This window comes from Pseudomonas sp. D(2018), assembly GCF_005502555.1.
Classification (GTDB): domain Bacteria; phylum Pseudomonadota; class Gammaproteobacteria; order Pseudomonadales; family Pseudomonadaceae; genus Metapseudomonas; species Metapseudomonas resinovorans.
In genome coordinates this window covers 298,002-317,049 of the sequence record NZ_SCOK01000002.1, presented here as the reverse complement: position 1 = coordinate 317,049, position 19,048 = coordinate 298,002, and the positions used below count along the sequence as shown (strand labels likewise).

Below are 19,048 nucleotides of genomic sequence, written 5' to 3'. Positions count from 1 at the left end.
TTGCGACAGCCTCCACGGCATTGGCGCGTGAGCTAAATCACCTTTATCGCTATAATCGCCGCCTTTTCCCTCGGCAACTGCACGCCCTCCATGAGCCAATCCAGCGATCTCATCAAGTCCGCACAACGCACTATCCGACTCGAACGCGAGGCCATCGACGCCCTTCTGCCGCGCATCGACGCCGATTTCGTTCGCGCCTGCGAACTGATTCTGGCCTGCAAGGGACGCGTAGTCGTAGTCGGGATGGGCAAGTCGGGCCACGTCGGCAAAAAGGTCGCCGCCACCCTGGCCAGTACCGGTACCCCCTCGTTCTTCGTCCACCCGGCCGAAGCCAGCCATGGCGACATGGGCATGATCACCCGCGACGACGTGGTCCTGGCGCTTTCCAACTCTGGGTCGACTGCCGAGATCGTCACCCTGTTGCCACTGATCAAACGCCTGGGCATCACCCTGATCAGTCTCACAGGCAATCCGGATTCCCCATTGGCCAAGGCCGCCGCCGCGAACCTGGACGCTCGCGTTGCCCAGGAAGCCTGCCCGCTGAACCTCGCGCCAACCTCCTCCACCACCGCCTCCCTGGTACTGGGCGATGCCCTCGCAATCGCCCTGCTGGAAGCTCGTGGCTTCACCGCCGAAGACTTCGCCTTCTCCCATCCAGGCGGCGCGCTGGGCCGACGCCTGCTGCTCAAGGTGGAGAACATCATGCATGGCGGCGAAAGCCTGCCCAGCGTCGCGCGCGGCACGCCGCTGCGCGAGGCGCTTCTGGAAATGACCCGCAAGGGCCTGGGCATGACCGCGGTAAACGAGGACGATGGCCGTCTCGCCGGCATCTTTACCGACGGCGACCTGCGCCGCACCCTGGATAAAGGCATCGATGTGCGCCAGGCCAGCATCGACGACGTCATGACCGTCCATGGCAAGACTGTACGCCCGGACATGCTCGCCGCTGAGGCCCTGAAGATCATGGATGACCACAAGATCAACGTGCTGGTCGTGGTCGACGAAGACGACCACCCCATCGGCGCCCTGCATATTCATGACATGACCCGAGCCGGAGTGATTTGATGAGTAACGACCTCCTCACCCGTGCCAAGGCCGTTCGTCTGGCGGTATTCGACGTGGATGGCGTACTAACCGACGGCCGCCTCTACTTCCTCCCCGGAGGCGGCGAATTCAAGACCTTCAACACCTTGGACGGCCAAGGCATCAAGATGCTGATGAACACGGGAGTGCGCACAGCCATCATCAGCGGCCGCCAATCCGAAGTCGTCGAACGCCGCGCGCAGAACCTCGGCATCCAGCACCTGTTCCAGGGACGCGAGGACAAGCTGGTTGTGCTGGATGGCCTGCTCGCGGAACTCGATCTGACCCACGATCAGGTCGCCTACCTAGGCGATGACCTGCCAGACCTTCCCGTAATCCGTCGAGTCGGTCTAGGCATGGCCGTGGCCAATGCGGACGCCTTCGTGAGGCAGCACGCCCATGGCGTCACGCAGGCACGTGGCGGCGAGGGGGCGGCCCGTGAGTTCTGCGAACTCATCCTGCGCGCCCAGGGCAACCTGGAAGCGGCTCAAGCCGCCTATCTCTGAGGCCTGACATGTCCAAGAATATCCGACTGGCGCTGGTCTTGATTCCCATCGCAGCACTGCTCGTCGCCCTCGGCTACTGGAACATCAGCCCTGAAAGCTTCATGGACCGGTCTCCGGCAGCGGGCAGTGAAAACGCCATCGACTTCTATGTGGAAAATGGCAAGAGCACCCAGTTCCAGGAAGACGGAAAGATTCACTACGAGCTGACGGCTACACACCTCGAACATATCAAGGCCACTGATGTCACACTGCTGACCAGTCCCGACCTGCTCCTTCATCGCGGCACGGCTTTTCCCTGGCACGTGCAGAGCGAGCGTGGCGAAGTGGGCCCCGAAGGCAAGCAAGTTGAATTGATCGATAAGGTCCGAGTGGCCCGCACCGACGCCAAGGGCCGTCCGACCCTCCTGACCACCAGCCGGCTGACCGTATTCCCCGACGAGGAATATGCGCAGACCCAGCAAGCCGTTAGAATCGAGGCGGCCAATGGGGTGACCACGGCACAAGGAATGAAAGCGTACTTGAATGACAGCAGGATGATCCTGCAGTCCAACGTAAGAGGCCAGCATGAGGTTCGTTAATACCCTCCCCCTGTTGCTCAGCCTGGGCACCGCACTCGGAAGTGCTGCCGCCTGGGCACTGCCTACGGACCGCGAACAACCGATTCGCGTCCAGGCCGACAGCGCCGAGCTTGATGACAAGCAGGGCGTCGCGGTCTACCGCGGCAACGTGGTGATTACCCAGGGCACCCTGAAGATCACCGGCGACACCGTCACCATTACCCAAGACTCCAACGGCGACGTCGAGGTGTTCACCTCGGTGGGCAAACCCGCGTACTACGAACAGAAGCCCGCCGTCGACAAGGAAATAGTCAAGGCCTACGGCCTGACCATTCAATACTTCGCCGCCAACGAGCGCATCATCCTGCTCGACCAGGCCAAGGTGATTCAGGAAGGCAACACCTTCGAAGGCGAGAAGATCGTCTATGACACCCAACGCCAGATCGTCAACGCAGGCCGCGCCACCGGCAGCAACGTGACCACGCCGCGCCCGCGGATCGACATGGTCATCCAGCCGAAGAAGAAAGAGCAGAAAGCACAGTAATGGCGACTCTCAAAGCCCAGCATCTGGCCAAGAGCTACAAGAGCCGTCAGGTGGTCCGCGATGTCAGCCTGTCAATCGACAGCGGTCAGATCGTCGGCCTCCTCGGCCCCAACGGCGCGGGCAAGACTACCTGCTTCTATATGATCGTCGGCCTGGTCAAGGCCGACCAAGGGCGCGTCCTGATCGACCAGCAGGACGTCACCCACCAGCCCATGCATGGCCGCGCTCGCGCCGGTATCGGCTATCTGCCGCAGGAAGCCTCGATCTTCCGCAAGCTCAGCGTGGCGGATAACATCATGGCGATTCTCGAGACCCGCAAGGAACTCGACCGCGCCGCACGCCGCAAGGAGCTGGAGAGCCTGCTGCAGGAATTTCATATCAGCCATATCCGCGATAGCCTCGGCATGAGCCTTTCAGGTGGCGAACGTCGCCGCGTGGAAATCGCCCGCGCACTGGCGACTGCCCCCAAGTTCATACTATTGGACGAGCCCTTCGCCGGTGTGGACCCGATTTCCGTGGGCGACATCAAACAGATCATCCATCACCTCAAGGCCAAAGGGATCGGCGTACTCATCACCGACCACAATGTCCGCGAGACGCTCGATATTTGCGAGACGGCCTACATTGTCAGTGACGGACAACTGATCGCCGAGGGGGATGCGGAAGCAATCCTGGCCAACCAGTTGGTGAAGGAAGTCTATCTGGGCCACGAGTTCCGCCTGTAGCGTCCCGCGGCCTTGCCTACAAGACCGGTTGCGTAAGCTAGGAAAATCCTTCAAGGTCAGGCATATAATTTGCTTCCTGGTGGCGCTACGGCGCCCTGTAGTGGATGGCGCGCAAGCGCCGGCGAATAAGGTGCTAAGCCCTCTGCCATGAAACCATCGCTAGTCCTAAAGATGGGCCAGCAGCTGACGATGACCCCGCAGCTGCAACAGGCCATCCGCCTACTCCAACTCTCCACCCTGGATCTCCAGCAGGAGATCCAGGAAGCGCTGGAGTCCAACCCGATGCTCGAACGGCAGGAGGATGGCGACGACTTCGACACCTCCGACCCGATGGCCGAAGGCGACCAGTTGCCCAACTCCGGCAATCAGGAGACCAGCTTTCAAGAGTCCAGCGTCGAGACCAATGCCGAAGCCATGGAAGACGGCGAATGGCACGAACGCATCCCCAGCGAACTCCCGGTCGACACCGCGTGGGAGGACGTCTACCAGACGAGTGCCAGCAGCCTGCCGAGCAACGATGACGACGAGTGGGATTTCACCTCGCGCACTTCGGTTGGCGAGAGCCTGCAGAGCCATCTGCTCTGGCAGCTCAACCTGGCGCCCATGTCCGATACCGACCGCTTGATCGCGGTCACCCTGATCGACTGCATCAACAACGATGGTTACCTCGAAGAGTCACTGGCCGAGGTCGTCGAGGCATTCGACCCCGAACTCGGCATCGAACTGGATGAAGTCGAAGTCGTCCTCCACCGCATCCAGCAGTTCGAGCCCGCCGGCGTCGGCGCCCGCGACCTGCGTGAATGCCTGATCCTCCAGCTGCGCCAGTTACCTACGGGAACCCCCTGGCTGACTGAAGCCCAGCGCCTGGTCAGCGATCTCCTCGACCTGCTCGGCAGCCGCGACTACAGCCAGCTGATGCGACGCATGAAGGTCAAGGAAGATGAACTTCGCCAGATCATCGAACTGATCCAGTGCCTGAATCCGCGGCCCGGTTCGCAGATCGAAGCCAGCGAGCCTGAGTACGTGGTACCGGATGTCATCGTTCGCAAGCACAACGAACGCTGGCTGGTGGAGCTGAACCAGGAAGCCGTGCCGCGCCTGCGGGTCAACCCACAGTACGCCGGTTTCGTTCGCCGCGCCGACTCCAGCGCCGACAACACCTTCATGCGCAACCAGCTTCAGGAAGCGCGCTGGTTCATCAAGAGCCTGCAGAGTCGCAACGAAACCCTGATGAAGGTCGCCACCCAGATCGTCGAGCACCAGCGCGGCTTCCTGGAGTACGGCGATGAGGCGATGAAGCCCCTGGTCCTGCACGACATCGCCGAAGCCGTGGGCATGCACGAGTCCACCATCTCGCGCGTAACTACCCAGAAATACATGCACACTCCCCGCGGAATCTACGAGCTGAAGTACTTCTTCTCCAGCCACGTCAGTACCTCGGAAGGCGGCGAATGCTCGTCTACCGCGATCCGCGCCATCATCAAGAAACTGGTCGCAGCGGAAAATCCGAAAAAGCCGTTGAGCGACAGCAAGATCGCTGGTTTACTGGAGGCACAGGGCATTCAAGTGGCCCGTCGCACAGTAGCCAAGTATCGCGAATCCCTTGGGATAGCGCCTTCCAGCGAACGGAAGCGACTGATGTGACGCGGAAATTGACCCACGCCAAAGTGTTCCGGTGGCAGGCCCGTTAGCCTGTCTCTTATACACGGGCAATAAGGAGAAAGCGGTATGCAAGTCAACATCAGTGGACATCAACTGGATGTGACCGACGCCCTGCGCGATTATGTCGGCGAGAAACTTGGCCGGCTCGAGCGCCACTTCGACAAGATCACTAATGTGCAAGTCATCATGGAGGTCGAGAAACTGAAGCAAAAGATCGAAGCCACCTTGCACATCGCCGGCGGGGAGGTCGTGGCCAATGCGGAACATGAAGACATGTACGCCGCCATAGACCTGCTCACCGATAAACTTGACCGCCAACTGATCAAACACAAGGAAAAGCAGTTGAATCGCCAGCAGGGCGCTACGGCCCGCTGACACTCTTCCCCTTCCTATGATTCGACTCGAGCAAATCCTGACCCCCGGCCGTTCCCTGGTGAACGTGCCGGGCGGCAGCAAAAAGCGTGTACTGGAACAGATTGCCAAGCTGGTTTCCCGCGATCTCCCCGACCTCGACAACCAGGATATTTTCGAAAGCCTGGTAGCCCGGGAGAAACTCGGCTCCACCGGTTTTGGCAACGGCATCGCCATTCCCCACTGTCGCCTCACCGGCTGCACCTCGCCCATCAGCGCGGTGCTCCGGCTCGACGCTCCAGTCGATTTCGACGCTATCGACGGCGCCCCGGTTGACCTACTGTTGGTCCTGTTGGTCCCGGAAGCCGCTACCGATGAGCACCTTGAACTGCTCCGTCAGATTGCCAGCATGCTCGACCGCAGCGATGTTCGTGAACGCTTGCGCCAGGCGCCCGACAGCACCAGCCTCTACCAGGTGGTGGTGGACGTGCAGAGCGAACGCTAGGGTTTCTCCATGCGCCTGATCATCGTCAGCGGCCGCTCCGGGTCGGGCAAGAGCACCGCCCTCGATGTACTGGAGGATCACGGTTTCTACTGCATCGACAACTTGCCCGCCGGACTGCTCCCAGAGTTGGCGGAACGGGCACTGCTGCACACCGAACTACTGGAACCCCAAGTTGCCGTCTCCATCGACGCACGCAACCTGCCCAGCCAGTTACAGCGCTTTCCCGAGCTGCTCGTCGAAGCCCGCAGCCGCCACATAAAATGCGACGTGCTCTACCTCGATGCCGAGCATGCCACCCTGCTCAAGCGTTTTTCGGAAACGCGCCGGCGCCATCCGCTGACCAACGACAACCGTTCCCTGGCGGAAGCAATCCAGGACGAAGAAGCACTTCTGGCCCCCATTGCCGATCTCGCCGATCTGAAGATCGATACCACGCACCTCAACCTCTACCAACTGCGCGACAGCATCAAGCTCCGACTACTGAACCAGCCGGAGCCAGGCACCGCCTTCCTGATCGAGTCTTTTGGATTCAAGCGTGGCATGCCTGTGGATGCCGACCTGGTGTTCGACGTGCGCTGCCTTCCCAATCCGTACTGGAAGCCCGAGCTGCGCGATCATTCCGGGCTGGAACCAGCAGTCGCCGAGTATCTCGCGGGGCAACCTGATGTCGAAGAGATGTATCAGGATATCCTCGGCTATCTGAGCAAATGGCTGCCGCGCTTCGCCGCCAGTAACCGCGCTTATGTCACTATCGCCATCGGCTGCACCGGTGGGCACCACCGTTCGGTCTACGTCGCCGAGCGTCTGGGCACCGCGCTGAAACCCAGCTTGAAGAATGTCCAGGTTCGCCACCGCGACCTCAGCTAGAAGGATTGGAAACGCGATGCCCGCCTGCGAGATCACCATCATCAACAAGCTCGGACTGCATGCCCGAGCCGCGGCGAAGTTCGTCGGCGTGGCCGGTCGCTATCCTTGCCAGATTCGCGTGGGCCGCTCCCCAGAAAGCCTGGTGGACGGCAAGAGCATCATGGCGGTGATGATGCTGGCGGCAGGCAAAGGCACCCCCATTCACCTGCATACCGAAGGCGACCAGGACGACGACGCCCTCACCGCCCTGATCGAACTGATCAACAATAAGTTCGACGAAGGCGAATGACTGCCACTACCGCCTCGTGAAAACGCGCCCAATTGGGCGCGTTTTTCATTCCCTGGCCAAGCAACCTTCAGCTGCCCGCAACCGTCATCCGCTCGATCAGGACAGACCCGGTGCGAATGTTGCCGCGCAGCTCCAGGTCGCTGCCCACGGCGACTATCTGGCGGAACATGTCCTTCAGGTTTCCCGCGATGGTTACTTCCTGCACCGGGAACTGGATCTCGCCATTCTCCACCCAGTAACCAGCTGCGCCGCGGGAGTAGTCGCCGGTCACCATGTTCAGTCCCTGCCCCATCAACTCGGTCACAAGGAGGCCGCGCCCCATACGTCGCAGCAGCGCGGCCTGGTCTTCCTGGCCGTGGCTGACGAAAAGGTTATGCACGCCGCCAGCGTTCGCCGTGCTGGGCAGGCCCAGCTTGCGCCCGGAGTAGGTGCCGAGGATGTACGACACAAGCTCGCCATTCTCGACGAATGGCTTGGCGTAGGTCGCCAGACCGTCGTTGTCAAAGGCCGCGCTGGCCATCGCGCGCGGGATGTGCGGGCGCTCGTCGATGGACAGCCACTCGGGAAACAGGCGCTGTCCAAGGGCACCTTCGAGGAAGGACGACTTGCGGTAGAGATTGCCTCCGGAAATTGCCCCAAGGAAGCTGCCGAACAGGCCGGTTGCCAGCTCGGCGGCGAACAGCACCGGTACTTCGCAGGTCGGTACCGGACGTGCACCGAGACGAGCCGCTGTCCGCTCGGCCGCGCGGCGTCCGATGCTGACCGGGTCGGCGAGCTGATTGCCGATACGGTTAACGTCATACCAATAGTCGCGCTGCATCTGCCCCTGGCTCTCGGCGATCATCACGCAGCTCAGGCTGTGACGGGTGCTGGCATAACCGCCGACGAAACCATGGCTGTTGCCGTAAACCCTGCAGCCCTGATGGGTGTTGAGGGTAGTGCCGTCCGCCTTGCTGACGCGCTTGTCGGTCTCGAATGCCGCCGTCTCACAGATCAGCGCCTGCTCCACCGCCTGTTCGGGGGTTATGGACCACGGATGGTAGAGATCGAGCTCCGGCAGATCGCGGGCCATCAGTGCGGCGTCAGCCAAGCCTGCGCATTCGTCCTCGGATGCGTGCTTGGCAATGGCCAGGGCCGCAGCCACAGTCTCGCGGATCGCATCGTCGCCGCTCGCCGACGTACTGGCAGAGCCCTTGCGCTGACCCACATACAGGGTGATTCCGAAGCCTTGATCGCGGTTGAACTCGACTGTTTCCACCTCGCCCTGGCGAACGGTGGTGGACAATCCCTGCTCTACTGAAACAGCCACCTCACAAGCGCTGGCACCCTGGCGCCGGGCTTCGGCGAGGATGCGCTCGACCCGCGCCTGCAATTCCGGCAATGCTTCCGGGCCGACCACTTCTACTTCACTCATAGCCACTCCAGTTCAATAATTCCTCGACACGACGGGCGCAAACTGGCGCCTCGCCGCACGTACCGCACTCCGGCGGCGCCAGCCGGGCCGGACAAGGCGGCCCCGACTGGTTATCATGGCGGCGTTTCCCATTGGACCACCCCCATGTCTGAATTCCTCGACGACGACTTCTCCGGCGAGAAGAGCAAAACTCAGGTCAAGCGCGAGCTGCACGCCCTGCAGGAGCTCGGTGAGCGCCTGACGACCTTCAAGCCCGACGTGCTGGCCAAGCTGCCACTGACCGACGCCCTGCAGCGAGCCCTGGCGGAAGCGCCGAAGCACAAGGCACACGTTGCCCGCAAACGGCACATCCAGTACATCGGCAAGCTCATGCGCGAGCAGGACATCGACGCCATTGTCGGCCTGATCGACCAGCTCGACAGCTCCACCCGCGAGTACAACGAACGCTTCCACGCCCTGGAACGCTGGCGCGACCGTCTGATCGAGGGTGGCGATGCCGCCCTGGAAAGCTTCGTCGCCGACTACCCGGATACCGACCGCCAGCACCTGCGCGGCCTGATCCGTCATGCCCAGCACGAAGTGGCCCACAACAAACCACCGGCCGCCGCGCGCAAGGTGTTCAAATACATCCGCGACCTGGACGAGGCCAAGCGCGGCTTGCGCTGATCCTTCCGGGGGGCCGCCATCAGGCCCCCGTCCCGCCTACCGTTATTGCATCGATCTTCAGGGTCGGCTGACCCACGCCCACCGGTACCGACTGACCGTCCTTGCCACAGGTACCCACGCCGCTGTCCAGTGCCAGGTCATTGCCGACCATGGACACCCGGCTCATGGCCTCCGGACCATTGCCGATCAGGGTAGCGCCCTTCACTGGCGTGGTGATCTTTCCGTTCTCGATCAAGTACGCCTCGCTGGTGGAGAAGACGAACTTGCCGCTGGTGATGTCCACCTGGCCACCTCCGAGGTTGGCGCAGTAGATGCCGCGTTCCACCGAGGCGATGATCTCCTGCGGATCGCTCTTGCCGGCCAGCATGTAGGTGTTGGTCATGCGTGGCATCGGCAGGTGCGCGTAGGACTCCCGGCGACCGTTGCCGGTGCGCGCCACCTTCATCAGGCGGGCGTTCAGCTTGTCCTGCATGTAGCCCTTGAGCACACCGTTTTCGATCAGCGTGGTGCACTGGGTCGGGGTGCCCTCATCGTCAACGCTGAGGGAGCCACGGCGATAGGCCAGGGTGCCGTCGTCGACGATGGTGCAAAGACTGGAAGCCACCTTCTCGCCGATGCGGCCGCTGTAGGCTGAGCTGCCCTTGCGGTTGAAGTCTCCTTCCAGGCCGTGGCCCACGGCTTCATGCAGCAGCACACCGGACCAGCCAGCTCCCATCACCACCGGCAGGGTACCAGCCGGCGCGGGAACAGCTTCCAGATTGACCAGGGCCTGGCGCAGCGCCTCGCGGGCATAGCCCATGGCGCGGTCTTCCTGGAGGAAATAACGGTAGTCGGTACGTCCGCCGCCGCCATGGCCACCGCGCTCGCGGCGGCCGTTCTGCTCGACGATCACACTGACATTGAAACGCACCAGCGGGCGCACATCGGCGCCCAGGCTGCCGTCGCTGGCGGCGATCAGGATGCGCTCCCAGACGCCGGCCATACTCACAGTCACTTGCTTGATGCGTGGATCGAGCGCACGGGTGGCGGCGTCGACCTTCTTCAGCAGCTCCACCTTCTCGGCACGGCTGATCACATCCAGCGGGCTGCTGGAATCGTAGAGCCGGGTAATCTGCGGGCTGGCGAAGGCCTGCACCCGCCCTTCCTGCCCGGCACGGGAAATGGAACGCGCGGCCCGCGCGGCCTGGCGCAAGGCATCCGCCGTGATGGCATTGCTGTAAGCGAACCCGGTCTTCTCGCCGGACTGGGCACGCACGCCGACGCCCTGATCGAGATGGAAGCTACCTTCCTTGACGATGCCGTCCTCCAGCATCCAGGACTCGGAAATCTGCCCCTGGAAATACAGATCGGCAGCGTCGATGCCTGGGCCGGCCAGCTCTCCGAGGATTTCCGGCAACTGCTCGATACTGAGGTCACCAGGTGCCAGCAGATGCTCGCTGACAGATAACAAGACGTCGCTCATAACTTCTCCGTACGCGCCGGCCCGGGAGTGGCCGGCGTCATGAATCTTCTGTGGGTGCTCACCGGCATGCGCTGGCGGATGGCCGCCTGCTCGTCCGCGTCGCGACTGGCAAGCAACACGGCTTCGCCCTGGGCCCGCTCGGCCAGTAGCCGCCCCCAGGGGTCGACGATGGCCGAATGGCCGAAGGTTTCGCGCGGGCCGGGGTGCATACCGCCCTGCCCTGCCGCCAGCAGGTAGCACTGGGTTTCGATCGCGCGAGCACGTACCAGCACTTGCCAGTGCGCCGCGCCGGTCACGGCGGTGAAGGCCGAGGGAGCGCTGATCAACTCGGCGCCGGCTTCGCGCAGTGCGCCATACAACTCGGGAAAGCGCAGGTCGTAGCAGACGGTCAGACCGAGCCGACCGACCGGTGTGTCCGCCACCACTACCTGTGCGCCATGGGCGTAATCGTCGGATTCGCGGTAGCGGCCGCGAGTGTCGGTGACGTCCACATCGAACAGGTGGATCTTGTCGTAGCGCGCAGCTCGTTCGCCATGCTCGTCGATCAGCAGGGAGCAGGCGTTGGCCTTGTCCGCAGGCCGGCCGTCGGGCGGTAGCGGCAGGGTGCCAGCCACTATCCAGAGCTTGAGATCGCGGGCGGCCTGGCGCAACCAGGGCAGGATCGGTCCCCGGCCTTCCGCCTCGGCACGCCCCAGCTCGGCGAGATCCCGACGGCCGATGGCGGCGAAGTTCTCAGGCAGCACCGCCAGGCGGGCACCGCCTTCGGCAGCCTGTTCCAGCAGGCGGCGGGCGCTGGCGAGGTTAGCCAGGACATTGTCCTGGCTAACCATCTGAATTACGGCAAGGGACATCGGAATCTCCGTTCAAGGCATGAAATGCATGCTAACCCAAGCTGCGAAAGCCCGCTTCAGCGAGGCTTTTCAAAAGGCTTGTCGAACGTGATCTTGGGGCTCTTCCAGGAACCTTCAACCTTATATTGCACACTCGCGAAGCGCGCGACCCTGTCGCCCAGCAGCTTGTCCACCACGAAGAGCGCGCCGCCAATGGCCGGTGCTCCGACGATCAGCGCCGCCAGCGGCAAGTTGTTGGTCACCGGCAGGGTCACCAGCAGCTTGGCATTGATGCGATCAGCGGCCAGGTCCATGGTGCCGTCCAGCTCCAGGCCACTGGACGGGCCTTCGAGCGTAATGGGCTCGCGGGTAACGAAACGGCCGTCACTGCCCACCAACAGACCCTTGACCCGGTCATAAGCCAGGCCTTTGCCCAGCAGATCGGAGAAGTCCAGGCGCAAGCGCCGACCGATGGAGTTGAAGTTGAGCAAGCCAAACACCCGAAGCGCCTGGGCGCTACCCTCCACTTCGACGAACTGACCATTGCTCAGGCTGGCATCCAGGGAACCGGAATAACGCTTGAGACTGACCCAGGCCGGCGACCCCGGCCAACGGCCATCGGCGTCCAGGCGGAAGCGCTCGCTGGTGGCTGACGGCGCAAAGTTCCAGGCCTTGAGCACGTCCGCCAGGTTCTTGCCTTCCATCCGCCCCCTGTACCAGGAGCTGCTGCTTTCTGCCGTGCCTTCCCACCCTGCGGCCCCGGTGACTTTCAATCCCTTGAGGTCAAGGTTCAGTTCGCTGAAATTCACGCCCTTGGCGTCAGGCCGAGCCTTGAACGACCAGGCCCCCAGAGGCGAGTCCCCCAGGACGACCTGATCGATGCGCACATCCAGCGCGGGCACCTGGCGGGGATCGACACCCAACAACGGATCGGGCTTGGCATCCGCCTCTGCATCGTTCTCCGGCGGCTTCGGCAGGCGTATCTGCTTCAAATGGATATCAATGGGTGCGCCTTTGGCATCAGCCATCGCCACGTTCCCCTGCATCAGGGCGCTGTCCAGGCCCAGGTTCCAGCCGTTGGCAGACCGGTCCAGATTGACCTTGAGATCGTCCAGGCTCATGCCAAAGCCCTTGAACCGGCCGATTTCCAGATTGGCACTGCTCAGCATGCGGGCCTTATCGGCGCCGTCACGGGGAGCATACCGCTTGGCCAGCTCCAGCCAGGGCGCGGTGTCCAATTCGTCCACCCGGCCACGGATGCGCAGGCCCTTTCCCCCGGGTGGAGTCGCCGTGCCGCCCCCTAGAACCAGGTCGCCCCGTGCTTCGTCCAACTTGCCCACGGGCGCAGCCAGGGCCAGGCTGGCAAGCCCGGCATAGTCCAGCCAGTAGCGCCGCTCGTCGCCGTCCAGGGTCATGCGCCAGGTCGCATCCCGGGTTTCGTCGGCCAGCTTGCCAAAAGGGGCCGGCAACTCGACCGCCAGGCCTTTGAGACTGGAATCGATGCGCAGTTGGCTATCCTTGCCGTCCAGACTCAGGTTCAAGCTATAGGGCAAGCTGCCCGAAGCCGGCAGCGGCTGGGTCACGCCGAGCCAGGCAGTGAGGTCTTTCAGGGTGATGCTGCCGTTGGCGAGGATGCGCGAACGGGCGTTACCGTTGCTGCCTTCGGCCTGGGCCTTGGCCCGGACTTCGCGTCCAAAGGCTTGGCCACGGATATCCTGGGCGCTGAGGCCCTTGTCGGTGTCGTAGCGGAATGCGCCCTTGAGCTGGGTCAAAGACAGATCGGGGCGGGCGATCTTCAAGTGCGCGTCGGCGGTACTGAGATCCACCACCACGTGGGGCGGATGGCCCTTCTCCAGCGGGATATCCAATTGCAGCCTGCCGTCAAGAGTGCCCTGTCCCTGCCAGCCAGCGAAAATGTTCGCAGTGCCCATCGGGGTTTCCTGAAGAATCTTCAGGCCGTCGGTGAAGCTGCTGTCCAGCTGGGCGTCCAATAGCAGACGCGGCACTTCGCCAGCCTCTACGTGGGGCACTTCAGCCTCAGCGTCGCTCACCCGGCTGTCGAGGATGCGTCCATCCGGCACCTTGATCCGCACGCCGGAGTCCTCGATGAACACGTCACCACGGGCCTCGCGCAGTTCCGGCCAGCCGGGTTGGTACGCCAGTTCGGCGTCACGCACCTTGAAGAACAGGCTGAGGGAACGCGCCTCCGGATCGGCGCCTTGGGCCAGTGAACCCTGGTACTGGAAGAAACCCTCATCCACCGCACCTCCCTTGATGGCCTCCTTGAGCCATTTGGCCAGGGCCGGACTGAGCCCCGGCGAACGGGTCGGCAGGTACTTCTCGGTGTAGCGTGCATCGCCTTCGCGCAGGCCGACACGCAGGTCCATGTAGTCCTCTGCCTCTGGCGCGCGCATCAAGCGAATCAGCATGTCACCGGCAATATGCCCCTCTTCGCCCTCCAGGCGCATGTACGGGCTGACAAGGGTGAAGGCGGTATCGTCCAGGCTCCAGGTCAACCGGGCGTTCGCTTCGCGGTAGTGCCAGGGTTTGGGAAAGAGGTGGTCGAGGTGCAGGGTGAAATCGTTGGAATCCAGGCGCAACTCGCCCTGGGACAGGTCCCCCGCCAGACTGCCACTGACGTTCTCGACGGCGGGCGCGCCGTGGTAGGCGTTGAAACCGACATCGTCGAGGTTGCTGCTGAAGTCCAGGCGCTTGGCGCCTTCCTGAAGTGGGCGGTAATGCAGGCTCAGGTTGCGCAGGGCACCCCGCGGCTTCAGGCCAGCCACAGCGGCGGCGGCGGCTTCCGGCAGCGGGATCAGCGCCTCCACGACCGGTAGCAAGGGCGCCACCTCCAGTCGGTCGGCGCTCAGCGCCCACTCGGGTCGCTCACCCGCCGTGTGATCGAGACGAAGATGGGCCTCGCCCCAGCGCGTCTCTCCGATGTTCGCAGCAAGGGAATCGAGCAGGACCTGGAACCCCTCATCGGTCCGGGTGAAATAGGCATTGAGCCCGACGTTGCTCAGGGTGACCGCCTTGCGTTTGGCGTAGGCGCCGCGTACTTCGGGCGCATGCAGCTTGGCGACAGCACGCCGCATACTGCCCTTGCTCCATTCGCCCCAGACTTCGCCCCCTGCCTGCAGGCGCTGAAGACGCCAGTCACGGGTCAGGCTGGCGGGCAGCCAGCGCGCCCAATCGGTTTGCGGCAGGCTGAGATAGAGTTCCGCATCATTTTGCAGCCAGGCGTCGGAATTGAGGCGGGTTCTCAGGCGCAGGGCAATCGGCTGCCCATCGGGTAGGGTGAAGCGGCCATCGAGGCGCTGGCGTCTACCACTGGCTTTCAGCGTGGCGCTGACATAGGTGAAGCTCGTGGATGCCTGTCCTTCGGATTCCAGGGTGAGCTGGCTGTTCAGCACGGATACGTGGCCAATCTGCTGCAGCAGGGCGCGGACCTGCCGGGGGCCTGGGAGCGGCTTGTCCGAGTTGCTGGCAAGACCTTCCAGATGCCATTTTCCAGCCTTGTCCTGGCTCAGGCCGACCTGGACGCCATCCAGCTCCAGCCGGGCGATACGTGGCTGCCGCGCCAACAGACTGCCAAGCACGTCAGGCACCACGCGTATCTGATCCACGCGCAGGACGCCATTGCCCTCGCCCAACACGACGTCGTGCGCAATCAGCAGCGGCGACAGCCCATGCCAACGCCCTTCCAGGCTGCCGATCTCAATCGGCTGCCCCAGCGCGGCAGAGGCCCTGGCTTCTGCTTCGGCACGGTACTCAGCCACGAATGGCACCAGTTCGCGCCCCAGGCTGACATATAGCGCCGACAGCACCAGGAACAGGGCGCAAAGACCCAGTGACCAGCGCAGCGTGCGCATCAACCAGCGGGCTATGGCTTCCACTCAGCGCCTCAGAGCAGGACCACGTCGTACTGTTCCTGGGAATACATGGTTTCCACCTGGAACTTGATCGGCCGCCCGATAAAGGCTTCCAGATCAGCGACGTTGCCCGACTCTTCATCCAGAAGTCGATCCACCACCTTCTGGTTCGCCAGCACGAGGTAGCCTTCCGCCTGATAGGCCCGGGCCTCGCGCAGTATCTCGCGGAAGATTTCGTAGCAGATGGTTTCTGCGGTTTTCAGCAGGCCACGGCCCAGGCAACTGGCGCAAGGCTCGCAGAGCACCTGGATCAGGCTCTCGCGGGTACGCTTGCGGGTCATCTGTACCAGTCCGAGCTCGGTGATACCGATGATGTTGGTCTTGGCGTGGTCGCGTTCCAGCTGCTTCTCCAGGGTACGCAGCACCTGGCGCTGGTGCTCTTCATCTTCCATGTCGATGAAGTCGATGATGATGATCCCGCCCAGGTTGCGCAGGCGCAGCTGGCGAGCAATGGCGGTGGCCGCCTCGAGATTGGTCTTGAAGATGGTCTCTTCGAGGGTGCGATGGCCGACGAAGGCACCGGTGTTCACATCGATCGTGGTCATCGCCTCGGTCGGGTCGATGATCAGGTAGCCACCCGACTTCAGCAGCACCTTACGCTCCAGGGCCTTCTGGATTTCATCCTCGACGCCGTAGAGGTCGAAGATCGGCCGTTCACCGGGGTAATGCTCCAGTCGATCGGAAACTTCCGGCATCAACTCGTCGACGAACTGGGTCACTTTCTGGAAGGTCTCGCGCGAGTCGATGCGAATCTTCTCGATGCGCGGGTTGACCAGGTCACGCAGGGTGCGCAGGGCGAGGCTGAGGTCTTCGTAGATGACCGACGGTGCCGAAGCGGTCTGCATCTGCGAGGAAATCTGCTCCCACAAGCGGCGCAGATAACGGATGTCCGCCAGGATTTCATCAGCGCGGGCGCCGTCAGCGGCAGTACGCAGGATGAAGCCACCGGCCTCCTCGATGCCTTCGGCGGCAATGCAGTCGGCCACCACCTGCTTGAGGCGCTCGCGCTCGGCCTCGTCCTCGATCTTCAGGGAAATGCCCACATGGCTGGTACGTGGCATGTACACCAGGTAACGCGAGGGTATCGACAGCTGGGTGGTCAGGCGAGCGCCCTTGCTGCCGATCGGGTCCTTCGTGACCTGCACGACCAGGCTCTGACCCTCATGCACCAGTGCGCTGATGCTCTCCACGGCACTGCCTTCGCGGTTGCTGATTTCCGAGGCATGAATGAACGCCGCGCGATCGAGGCCGATGTCGACGAAAGCCGCCTGCATGCCCGGCAGTACCCGCACCACCTTGCCCTTGTAAATGTTGCCGACGATGCCGCGACGCAAGGTGCGCTCCACATGCACCTCCTGCAGCACGCCGTTCTCCACTAGCGCCACGCGCGATTCCATCGGCGTGATATTGATCAGTATTTCTTCGCTCATGCCGTTGACCTATCCCAGGTGCTGCCAACAAGGAATGCCGAACCCGGCGAGCATTTCCGCCGTTTCCAGCAGCGGCAATCCCACTACCGCTGAATAACTGCCCTCAACGCGACTGACGAATACCGCACCCAGCCCCTGAATAGCGTAGCTGCCGGCCTTGTCGGCGGGCTCGCCGCTGGCCCAGTAGGTTTCCATTTCGATTCGGGAAATGGGACGAAAGCGCACCCGACTGGCGACCACCCGCGTTTCGCAGCGATCCACGGCGGCCAGTGCAACCGCAGTGAGCACCTCATGCTCGCGACCGGACAACTGCTCCAGAATGGCCAGCGCATCGTCGCGATCGACCGGCTTGCCAAGAATGCGGCCATCAAGCACCACCGCGGTGTCTGCCCCCAGTACGCAGGCCGCGCGGGTCTCGGCCAGGCTGGCGAGACCAGCCAGGGCCTTCTCGCGCGCCAGACGCTCGACATAGGCGTTTGCTGGCTCGTCCGGCAGGGCGGTTTCGTCGATGGAGGCGATCAGGGGGATATAGGGAACGCCGATCTGTGCCAGCAGCTCGCGCCGGCGCGGCGACCCCGAAGCCAGGTACAGCGTGGCCATGCGGACTTCTCCCTGTCGAAGACAGAGGCTTGCGACATGGCCGCAAGCCGATCAATTGACGTTGAGGCGGCGACTCGTACCGCGCAGGGCGGCATAAACCCAAGGCCAGAGCAACGCGCTGACCAGGGCTGGCAGCAGGAAGACCAGGGTCGGGGGACGATTACCGGTGAGAGCATTGAGCCACAGCTGTACCAACTGGGCCAGGCCGAAAACTACGAGCAGCACCAAACACTGCTGCCACATGGGGAACATGCGCAGCCGCTGGTGCAAGGTCAGCACCAGGAAGGTGATCAGGGCGAGAATCAAGGCGTTCTGACCTAGCAAAGTGCCATAGAGCACATCTTCCGCCAGGCCCAGCATCCAGGCGGTGGTCATGCCCACGCGGTGCGGCAGGGCGAGCGTCCAGTAGGTAAGGAAGAGCGCCAGCCAGAGCGGCCGGCCGATTTCCATGAAGCTGGGGACCGGCCCGACGCTGAGTACCAGCGCCAGGATCAGGCTGACCCAGATCACCCAGCCATTATTGGAGCGCTGGCCGACCATCAATGACTCTCCTGGGGATTACGCGCTGCCGGCGGCCTGTTCGGTGCAGCCTGGGCCGGCGCAGTAGACGCTGGCGCTGCGGCCGGGGCCGGGGCCTGGGCGGCGGGGGTACTGGCAGCGGCAGGTGCGGCCTGGGCGGCCGGAATGACCGGAGCGGTAGCATCGCCCTGGGCGGGTTGGGCGGCAGCCTCGCGGTCAGCAGCCTCCTGGGCCTTGGCGGCGTCGTTGGCACGCTCTTCGGGGCTGCGGGTATCGGTGAACACCAGCAGCATGTAGCGGCTGCGGTTCAGCGCGGCGGTAGGCACGGCGCGAACGATGGCGAACGGCTGGCCGGAATCGTGGATGACTTCCTTGACGATCGCCACCGGGTAGCCCGCAGGGAAGCGCTGGCCAAGGCCGGAACTCACCAGCAGGTCGCCTTCCTTGATGTCAGCGGTATCGGCGACGTGGCGCAGCTCAAGGCGCTCGGGGTTGCCCGTGCCACTGGCAATGGCGCGCAGGCCGTTGCGGTTCACCTGCACCGGAATGCTGTGGGTGGTATCGGTCAGCAACAGCACGCGGGATGTATAGGGCATCACCTCCACCACCTGACCCATCAGACCGCGGGCATCGAGCACCGGCTGGCCGAGGAACACGCCATCCTTCTCGCCCTTGTCGATCAGGATGCGGTGGGTGAAGGGGTTGGGATCGACGCCGATCAACTCGCCAACCAGGACTTTTTCATCCACCAGGGCAGAAGAGTTGAGCAGCTCGCGCAACCGAACGTTCTGCTCGGTCAGGGTCGCCAGCTTCTGCAGGCGACGCTGCATCAGCAGGGCCTCGGCCTTGAGCTTCTCGTTCTCGGCGATCAGGGTACTGCGGCTGGTGAACTGATCACTGACGCCATCCCAGACACGCACCGGCAAGTCGGCCAGCCAATAGAAAGGCGTGAGCACGAGACCCATCTGGCTGCGCATGGGTTTGAGCGTGTCAAAGCGGGCGTCGACCACCATCAGTGCAGCCGAAAGCACGGCGAACACCAACAGGCGCACGCCGAGCGAAGGTCCCTTGGTGAATAGCGGTTTGATGGCCCGCTCCTATGGCTG

The 19,048-nt window shown here is 63.2% G+C and carries 19 protein-coding genes; 11 read left to right on the top strand and 8 right to left on the bottom strand.

The window, feature by feature from the left end:
- The first annotated feature begins 90 nt into the window (after window positions 1–90).
- From FFS60_RS03185 to FFS60_RS03140, 10 genes are all read left to right on the top strand, one after another.
- Window positions 91–1,065, top strand: a complete 975-nt coding sequence (locus tag FFS60_RS03185; RefSeq protein ID WP_028628491.1) for a KpsF/GutQ family sugar-phosphate isomerase — start codon at window positions 91–93, stop codon at window positions 1,063–1,065.
- Window positions 1,065–1,589: an HAD family hydrolase gene (locus FFS60_RS03180; RefSeq protein ID WP_137821111.1), complete on the top strand. Its 525-nt coding sequence runs from the start codon at window positions 1,065–1,067 to the stop codon at window positions 1,587–1,589. Before FFS60_RS03185 ends, FFS60_RS03180 begins: the two co-directional genes overlap by 1 nt.
- Window positions 1,590–1,597: 8 nt before the next feature.
- Window positions 1,598–2,167: an LPS export ABC transporter periplasmic protein LptC gene (gene lptC, locus FFS60_RS03175; RefSeq protein ID WP_028628493.1), complete on the top strand. Its 570-nt coding sequence runs from the start codon at window positions 1,598–1,600 to the stop codon at window positions 2,165–2,167.
- Complete coding sequence (gene lptA / locus FFS60_RS03170) at window positions 2,154–2,690, top strand: lipopolysaccharide transport periplasmic protein LptA (protein WP_028628494.1); 537 nt, start codon at window positions 2,154–2,156, stop codon at window positions 2,688–2,690. The genes lptC and lptA overlap by 14 nt, the downstream gene beginning before the upstream one ends.
- Window positions 2,690–3,415 carry an LPS export ABC transporter ATP-binding protein gene (gene lptB / locus FFS60_RS03165; RefSeq protein ID WP_016490964.1) on the top strand — a complete coding sequence of 242 codons (726 nt, stop codon included), beginning with the start codon at window positions 2,690–2,692 and terminating at the stop codon, window positions 3,413–3,415. Before lptA ends, lptB begins: the two co-directional genes overlap by 1 nt.
- A 147-nt stretch (window positions 3,416–3,562) precedes the next feature.
- Entirely contained in the window at window positions 3,563–5,059 is a 1,497-nt protein-coding gene (locus tag FFS60_RS03160; RefSeq protein ID WP_028628495.1) for an RNA polymerase factor sigma-54, read from the top strand.
- A gap of 84 nt (window positions 5,060–5,143) precedes the next feature.
- Entirely contained in the window at window positions 5,144–5,452 is a 309-nt protein-coding gene (gene hpf, locus FFS60_RS03155; protein WP_028628496.1) for a ribosome hibernation-promoting factor, HPF/YfiA family, read from the top strand.
- Window positions 5,453–5,468: 16 nt separating this feature from the next.
- On the top strand, window positions 5,469–5,933 hold the full coding sequence (gene ptsN, locus FFS60_RS03150) for a PTS IIA-like nitrogen regulatory protein PtsN (RefSeq protein WP_028628497.1): 465 nt from the start codon (window positions 5,469–5,471) through the stop codon (window positions 5,931–5,933).
- Window positions 5,934–5,942: 9 nt separating this feature from the next.
- Complete coding sequence (gene rapZ / locus FFS60_RS03145; RefSeq protein WP_028628498.1) at window positions 5,943–6,800, top strand: RNase adapter RapZ; 858 nt, start codon at window positions 5,943–5,945, stop codon at window positions 6,798–6,800.
- A gap of 16 nt (window positions 6,801–6,816) precedes the next feature.
- The gene (locus FFS60_RS03140; RefSeq protein WP_028628499.1) at window positions 6,817–7,089 is read left to right on the top strand and encodes an HPr family phosphocarrier protein; all 273 of its coding nucleotides are present in this window, start codon (window positions 6,817–6,819) and stop codon (window positions 7,087–7,089) included.
- Window positions 7,090–7,156: 67 nt separating this feature from the next.
- Here FFS60_RS03140 and pmbA read toward each other — a convergent pair whose 3' ends face one another.
- Complete coding sequence (gene pmbA / locus FFS60_RS03135; protein WP_028628500.1) at window positions 7,157–8,503, bottom strand: metalloprotease PmbA; 1,347 nt, start codon at window positions 8,501–8,503, stop codon at window positions 7,157–7,159.
- A 144-nt stretch (window positions 8,504–8,647) separates the two neighbouring features.
- Between pmbA and yjgA the strand changes: the two genes are divergently transcribed.
- Entirely contained in the window at window positions 8,648–9,169 is a 522-nt protein-coding gene (gene yjgA / locus FFS60_RS03130; RefSeq protein ID WP_028628501.1) for a ribosome biogenesis factor YjgA, read from the top strand.
- Between the two features lie 19 nt (window positions 9,170–9,188).
- Here yjgA and tldD read toward each other — a convergent pair whose 3' ends face one another.
- From tldD to mreC, 7 genes are read right to left on the bottom strand one after another with little or no spacing between them, the layout of a single operon-like run.
- Window positions 9,189–10,631, bottom strand: coding sequence for a metalloprotease TldD (gene tldD / locus FFS60_RS03125; RefSeq protein WP_028628502.1), 1,443 nt, complete (start codon window positions 10,629–10,631; stop codon window positions 9,189–9,191).
- Window positions 10,628–11,482 carry a carbon-nitrogen hydrolase family protein gene (locus FFS60_RS03120; protein WP_137821109.1) on the bottom strand — a complete coding sequence of 285 codons (855 nt, stop codon included), beginning with the start codon at window positions 11,480–11,482 and terminating at the stop codon, window positions 10,628–10,630. The genes tldD and FFS60_RS03120 overlap by 4 nt, the downstream gene beginning before the upstream one ends.
- Before the next feature lie 56 nt (window positions 11,483–11,538).
- A complete protein-coding gene (locus FFS60_RS03115) occupies window positions 11,539–15,357 on the bottom strand; it encodes a YhdP family protein (protein ID WP_371926354.1) in 3,819 nt (1,272 codons plus the stop codon).
- A gap of 8 nt (window positions 15,358–15,365) precedes the next feature.
- Window positions 15,366–16,823, bottom strand: coding sequence for a ribonuclease G (rng, locus tag FFS60_RS03110; protein ID WP_028628505.1), 1,458 nt, complete (start codon window positions 16,821–16,823; stop codon window positions 15,366–15,368).
- Between the two features lie 9 nt (window positions 16,824–16,832).
- Complete coding sequence (locus FFS60_RS03105) at window positions 16,833–17,423, bottom strand: nucleoside triphosphate pyrophosphatase (protein ID WP_028628506.1); 591 nt, start codon at window positions 17,421–17,423, stop codon at window positions 16,833–16,835.
- A 51-nt stretch (window positions 17,424–17,474) separates the two neighbouring features.
- Entirely contained in the window at window positions 17,475–17,963 is a 489-nt protein-coding gene (gene mreD / locus FFS60_RS03100; protein ID WP_028628507.1) for a rod shape-determining protein MreD, read from the bottom strand.
- Complete coding sequence (gene mreC / locus FFS60_RS03095) at window positions 17,963–19,030, bottom strand: rod shape-determining protein MreC (protein WP_137821108.1); 1,068 nt, start codon at window positions 19,028–19,030, stop codon at window positions 17,963–17,965. The genes mreD and mreC overlap by 1 nt, the downstream gene beginning before the upstream one ends.
- Between the last annotated feature and the right edge of the window lie 18 nt (window positions 19,031–19,048).

Excerpts from the sequence above, each read along its gene's own strand:
- mreD (WP_028628507.1), bottom strand. The coding sequence starts at position 17,963 with ATGGTCGGCCAGCGCTCCAATAATGGCTGGGTGATCTGGGTCAGCCTG.
- rapZ (WP_028628498.1), top strand. The coding sequence starts at position 5,943 with ATGCGCCTGATCATCGTCAGCGGCCGCTCCGGGTCGGGCAAGAGCACC.
- tldD (WP_028628502.1), bottom strand. The coding sequence starts at position 10,631 with ATGAGCGACGTCTTGTTATCTGTCAGCGAGCATCTGCTGGCACCTGGT.
- rng (WP_028628505.1), bottom strand. The coding sequence starts at position 16,823 with ATGAGCGAAGAAATACTGATCAATATCACGCCGATGGAATCGCGCGTG.
- ptsN (WP_028628497.1), top strand. The coding sequence starts at position 5,469 with ATGATTCGACTCGAGCAAATCCTGACCCCCGGCCGTTCCCTGGTGAAC.
- FFS60_RS03105 (WP_028628506.1), bottom strand. The coding sequence starts at position 17,423 with ATGGCCACGCTGTACCTGGCTTCGGGGTCGCCGCGCCGGCGCGAGCTG.
- pmbA (WP_028628500.1), bottom strand. The coding sequence starts at position 8,503 with ATGAGTGAAGTAGAAGTGGTCGGCCCGGAAGCATTGCCGGAATTGCAG.
- FFS60_RS03140 (WP_028628499.1), top strand. The coding sequence starts at position 6,817 with ATGCCCGCCTGCGAGATCACCATCATCAACAAGCTCGGACTGCATGCC.
- lptB (WP_016490964.1), top strand. The coding sequence starts at position 2,690 with ATGGCGACTCTCAAAGCCCAGCATCTGGCCAAGAGCTACAAGAGCCGT.
- lptC (WP_028628493.1), top strand. The coding sequence starts at position 1,598 with ATGTCCAAGAATATCCGACTGGCGCTGGTCTTGATTCCCATCGCAGCA.
- hpf (WP_028628496.1), top strand. The coding sequence starts at position 5,144 with ATGCAAGTCAACATCAGTGGACATCAACTGGATGTGACCGACGCCCTG.
- FFS60_RS03120 (WP_137821109.1), bottom strand. The coding sequence starts at position 11,482 with ATGTCCCTTGCCGTAATTCAGATGGTTAGCCAGGACAATGTCCTGGCT.
- FFS60_RS03180 (WP_137821111.1), top strand. The coding sequence starts at position 1,065 with ATGAGTAACGACCTCCTCACCCGTGCCAAGGCCGTTCGTCTGGCGGTA.
- FFS60_RS03185 (WP_028628491.1), top strand. The coding sequence starts at position 91 with ATGAGCCAATCCAGCGATCTCATCAAGTCCGCACAACGCACTATCCGA.
- lptA (WP_028628494.1), top strand. The coding sequence starts at position 2,154 with ATGAGGTTCGTTAATACCCTCCCCCTGTTGCTCAGCCTGGGCACCGCA.
- yjgA (WP_028628501.1), top strand. The coding sequence starts at position 8,648 with ATGTCTGAATTCCTCGACGACGACTTCTCCGGCGAGAAGAGCAAAACT.
- FFS60_RS03160 (WP_028628495.1), top strand. The coding sequence starts at position 3,563 with ATGAAACCATCGCTAGTCCTAAAGATGGGCCAGCAGCTGACGATGACC.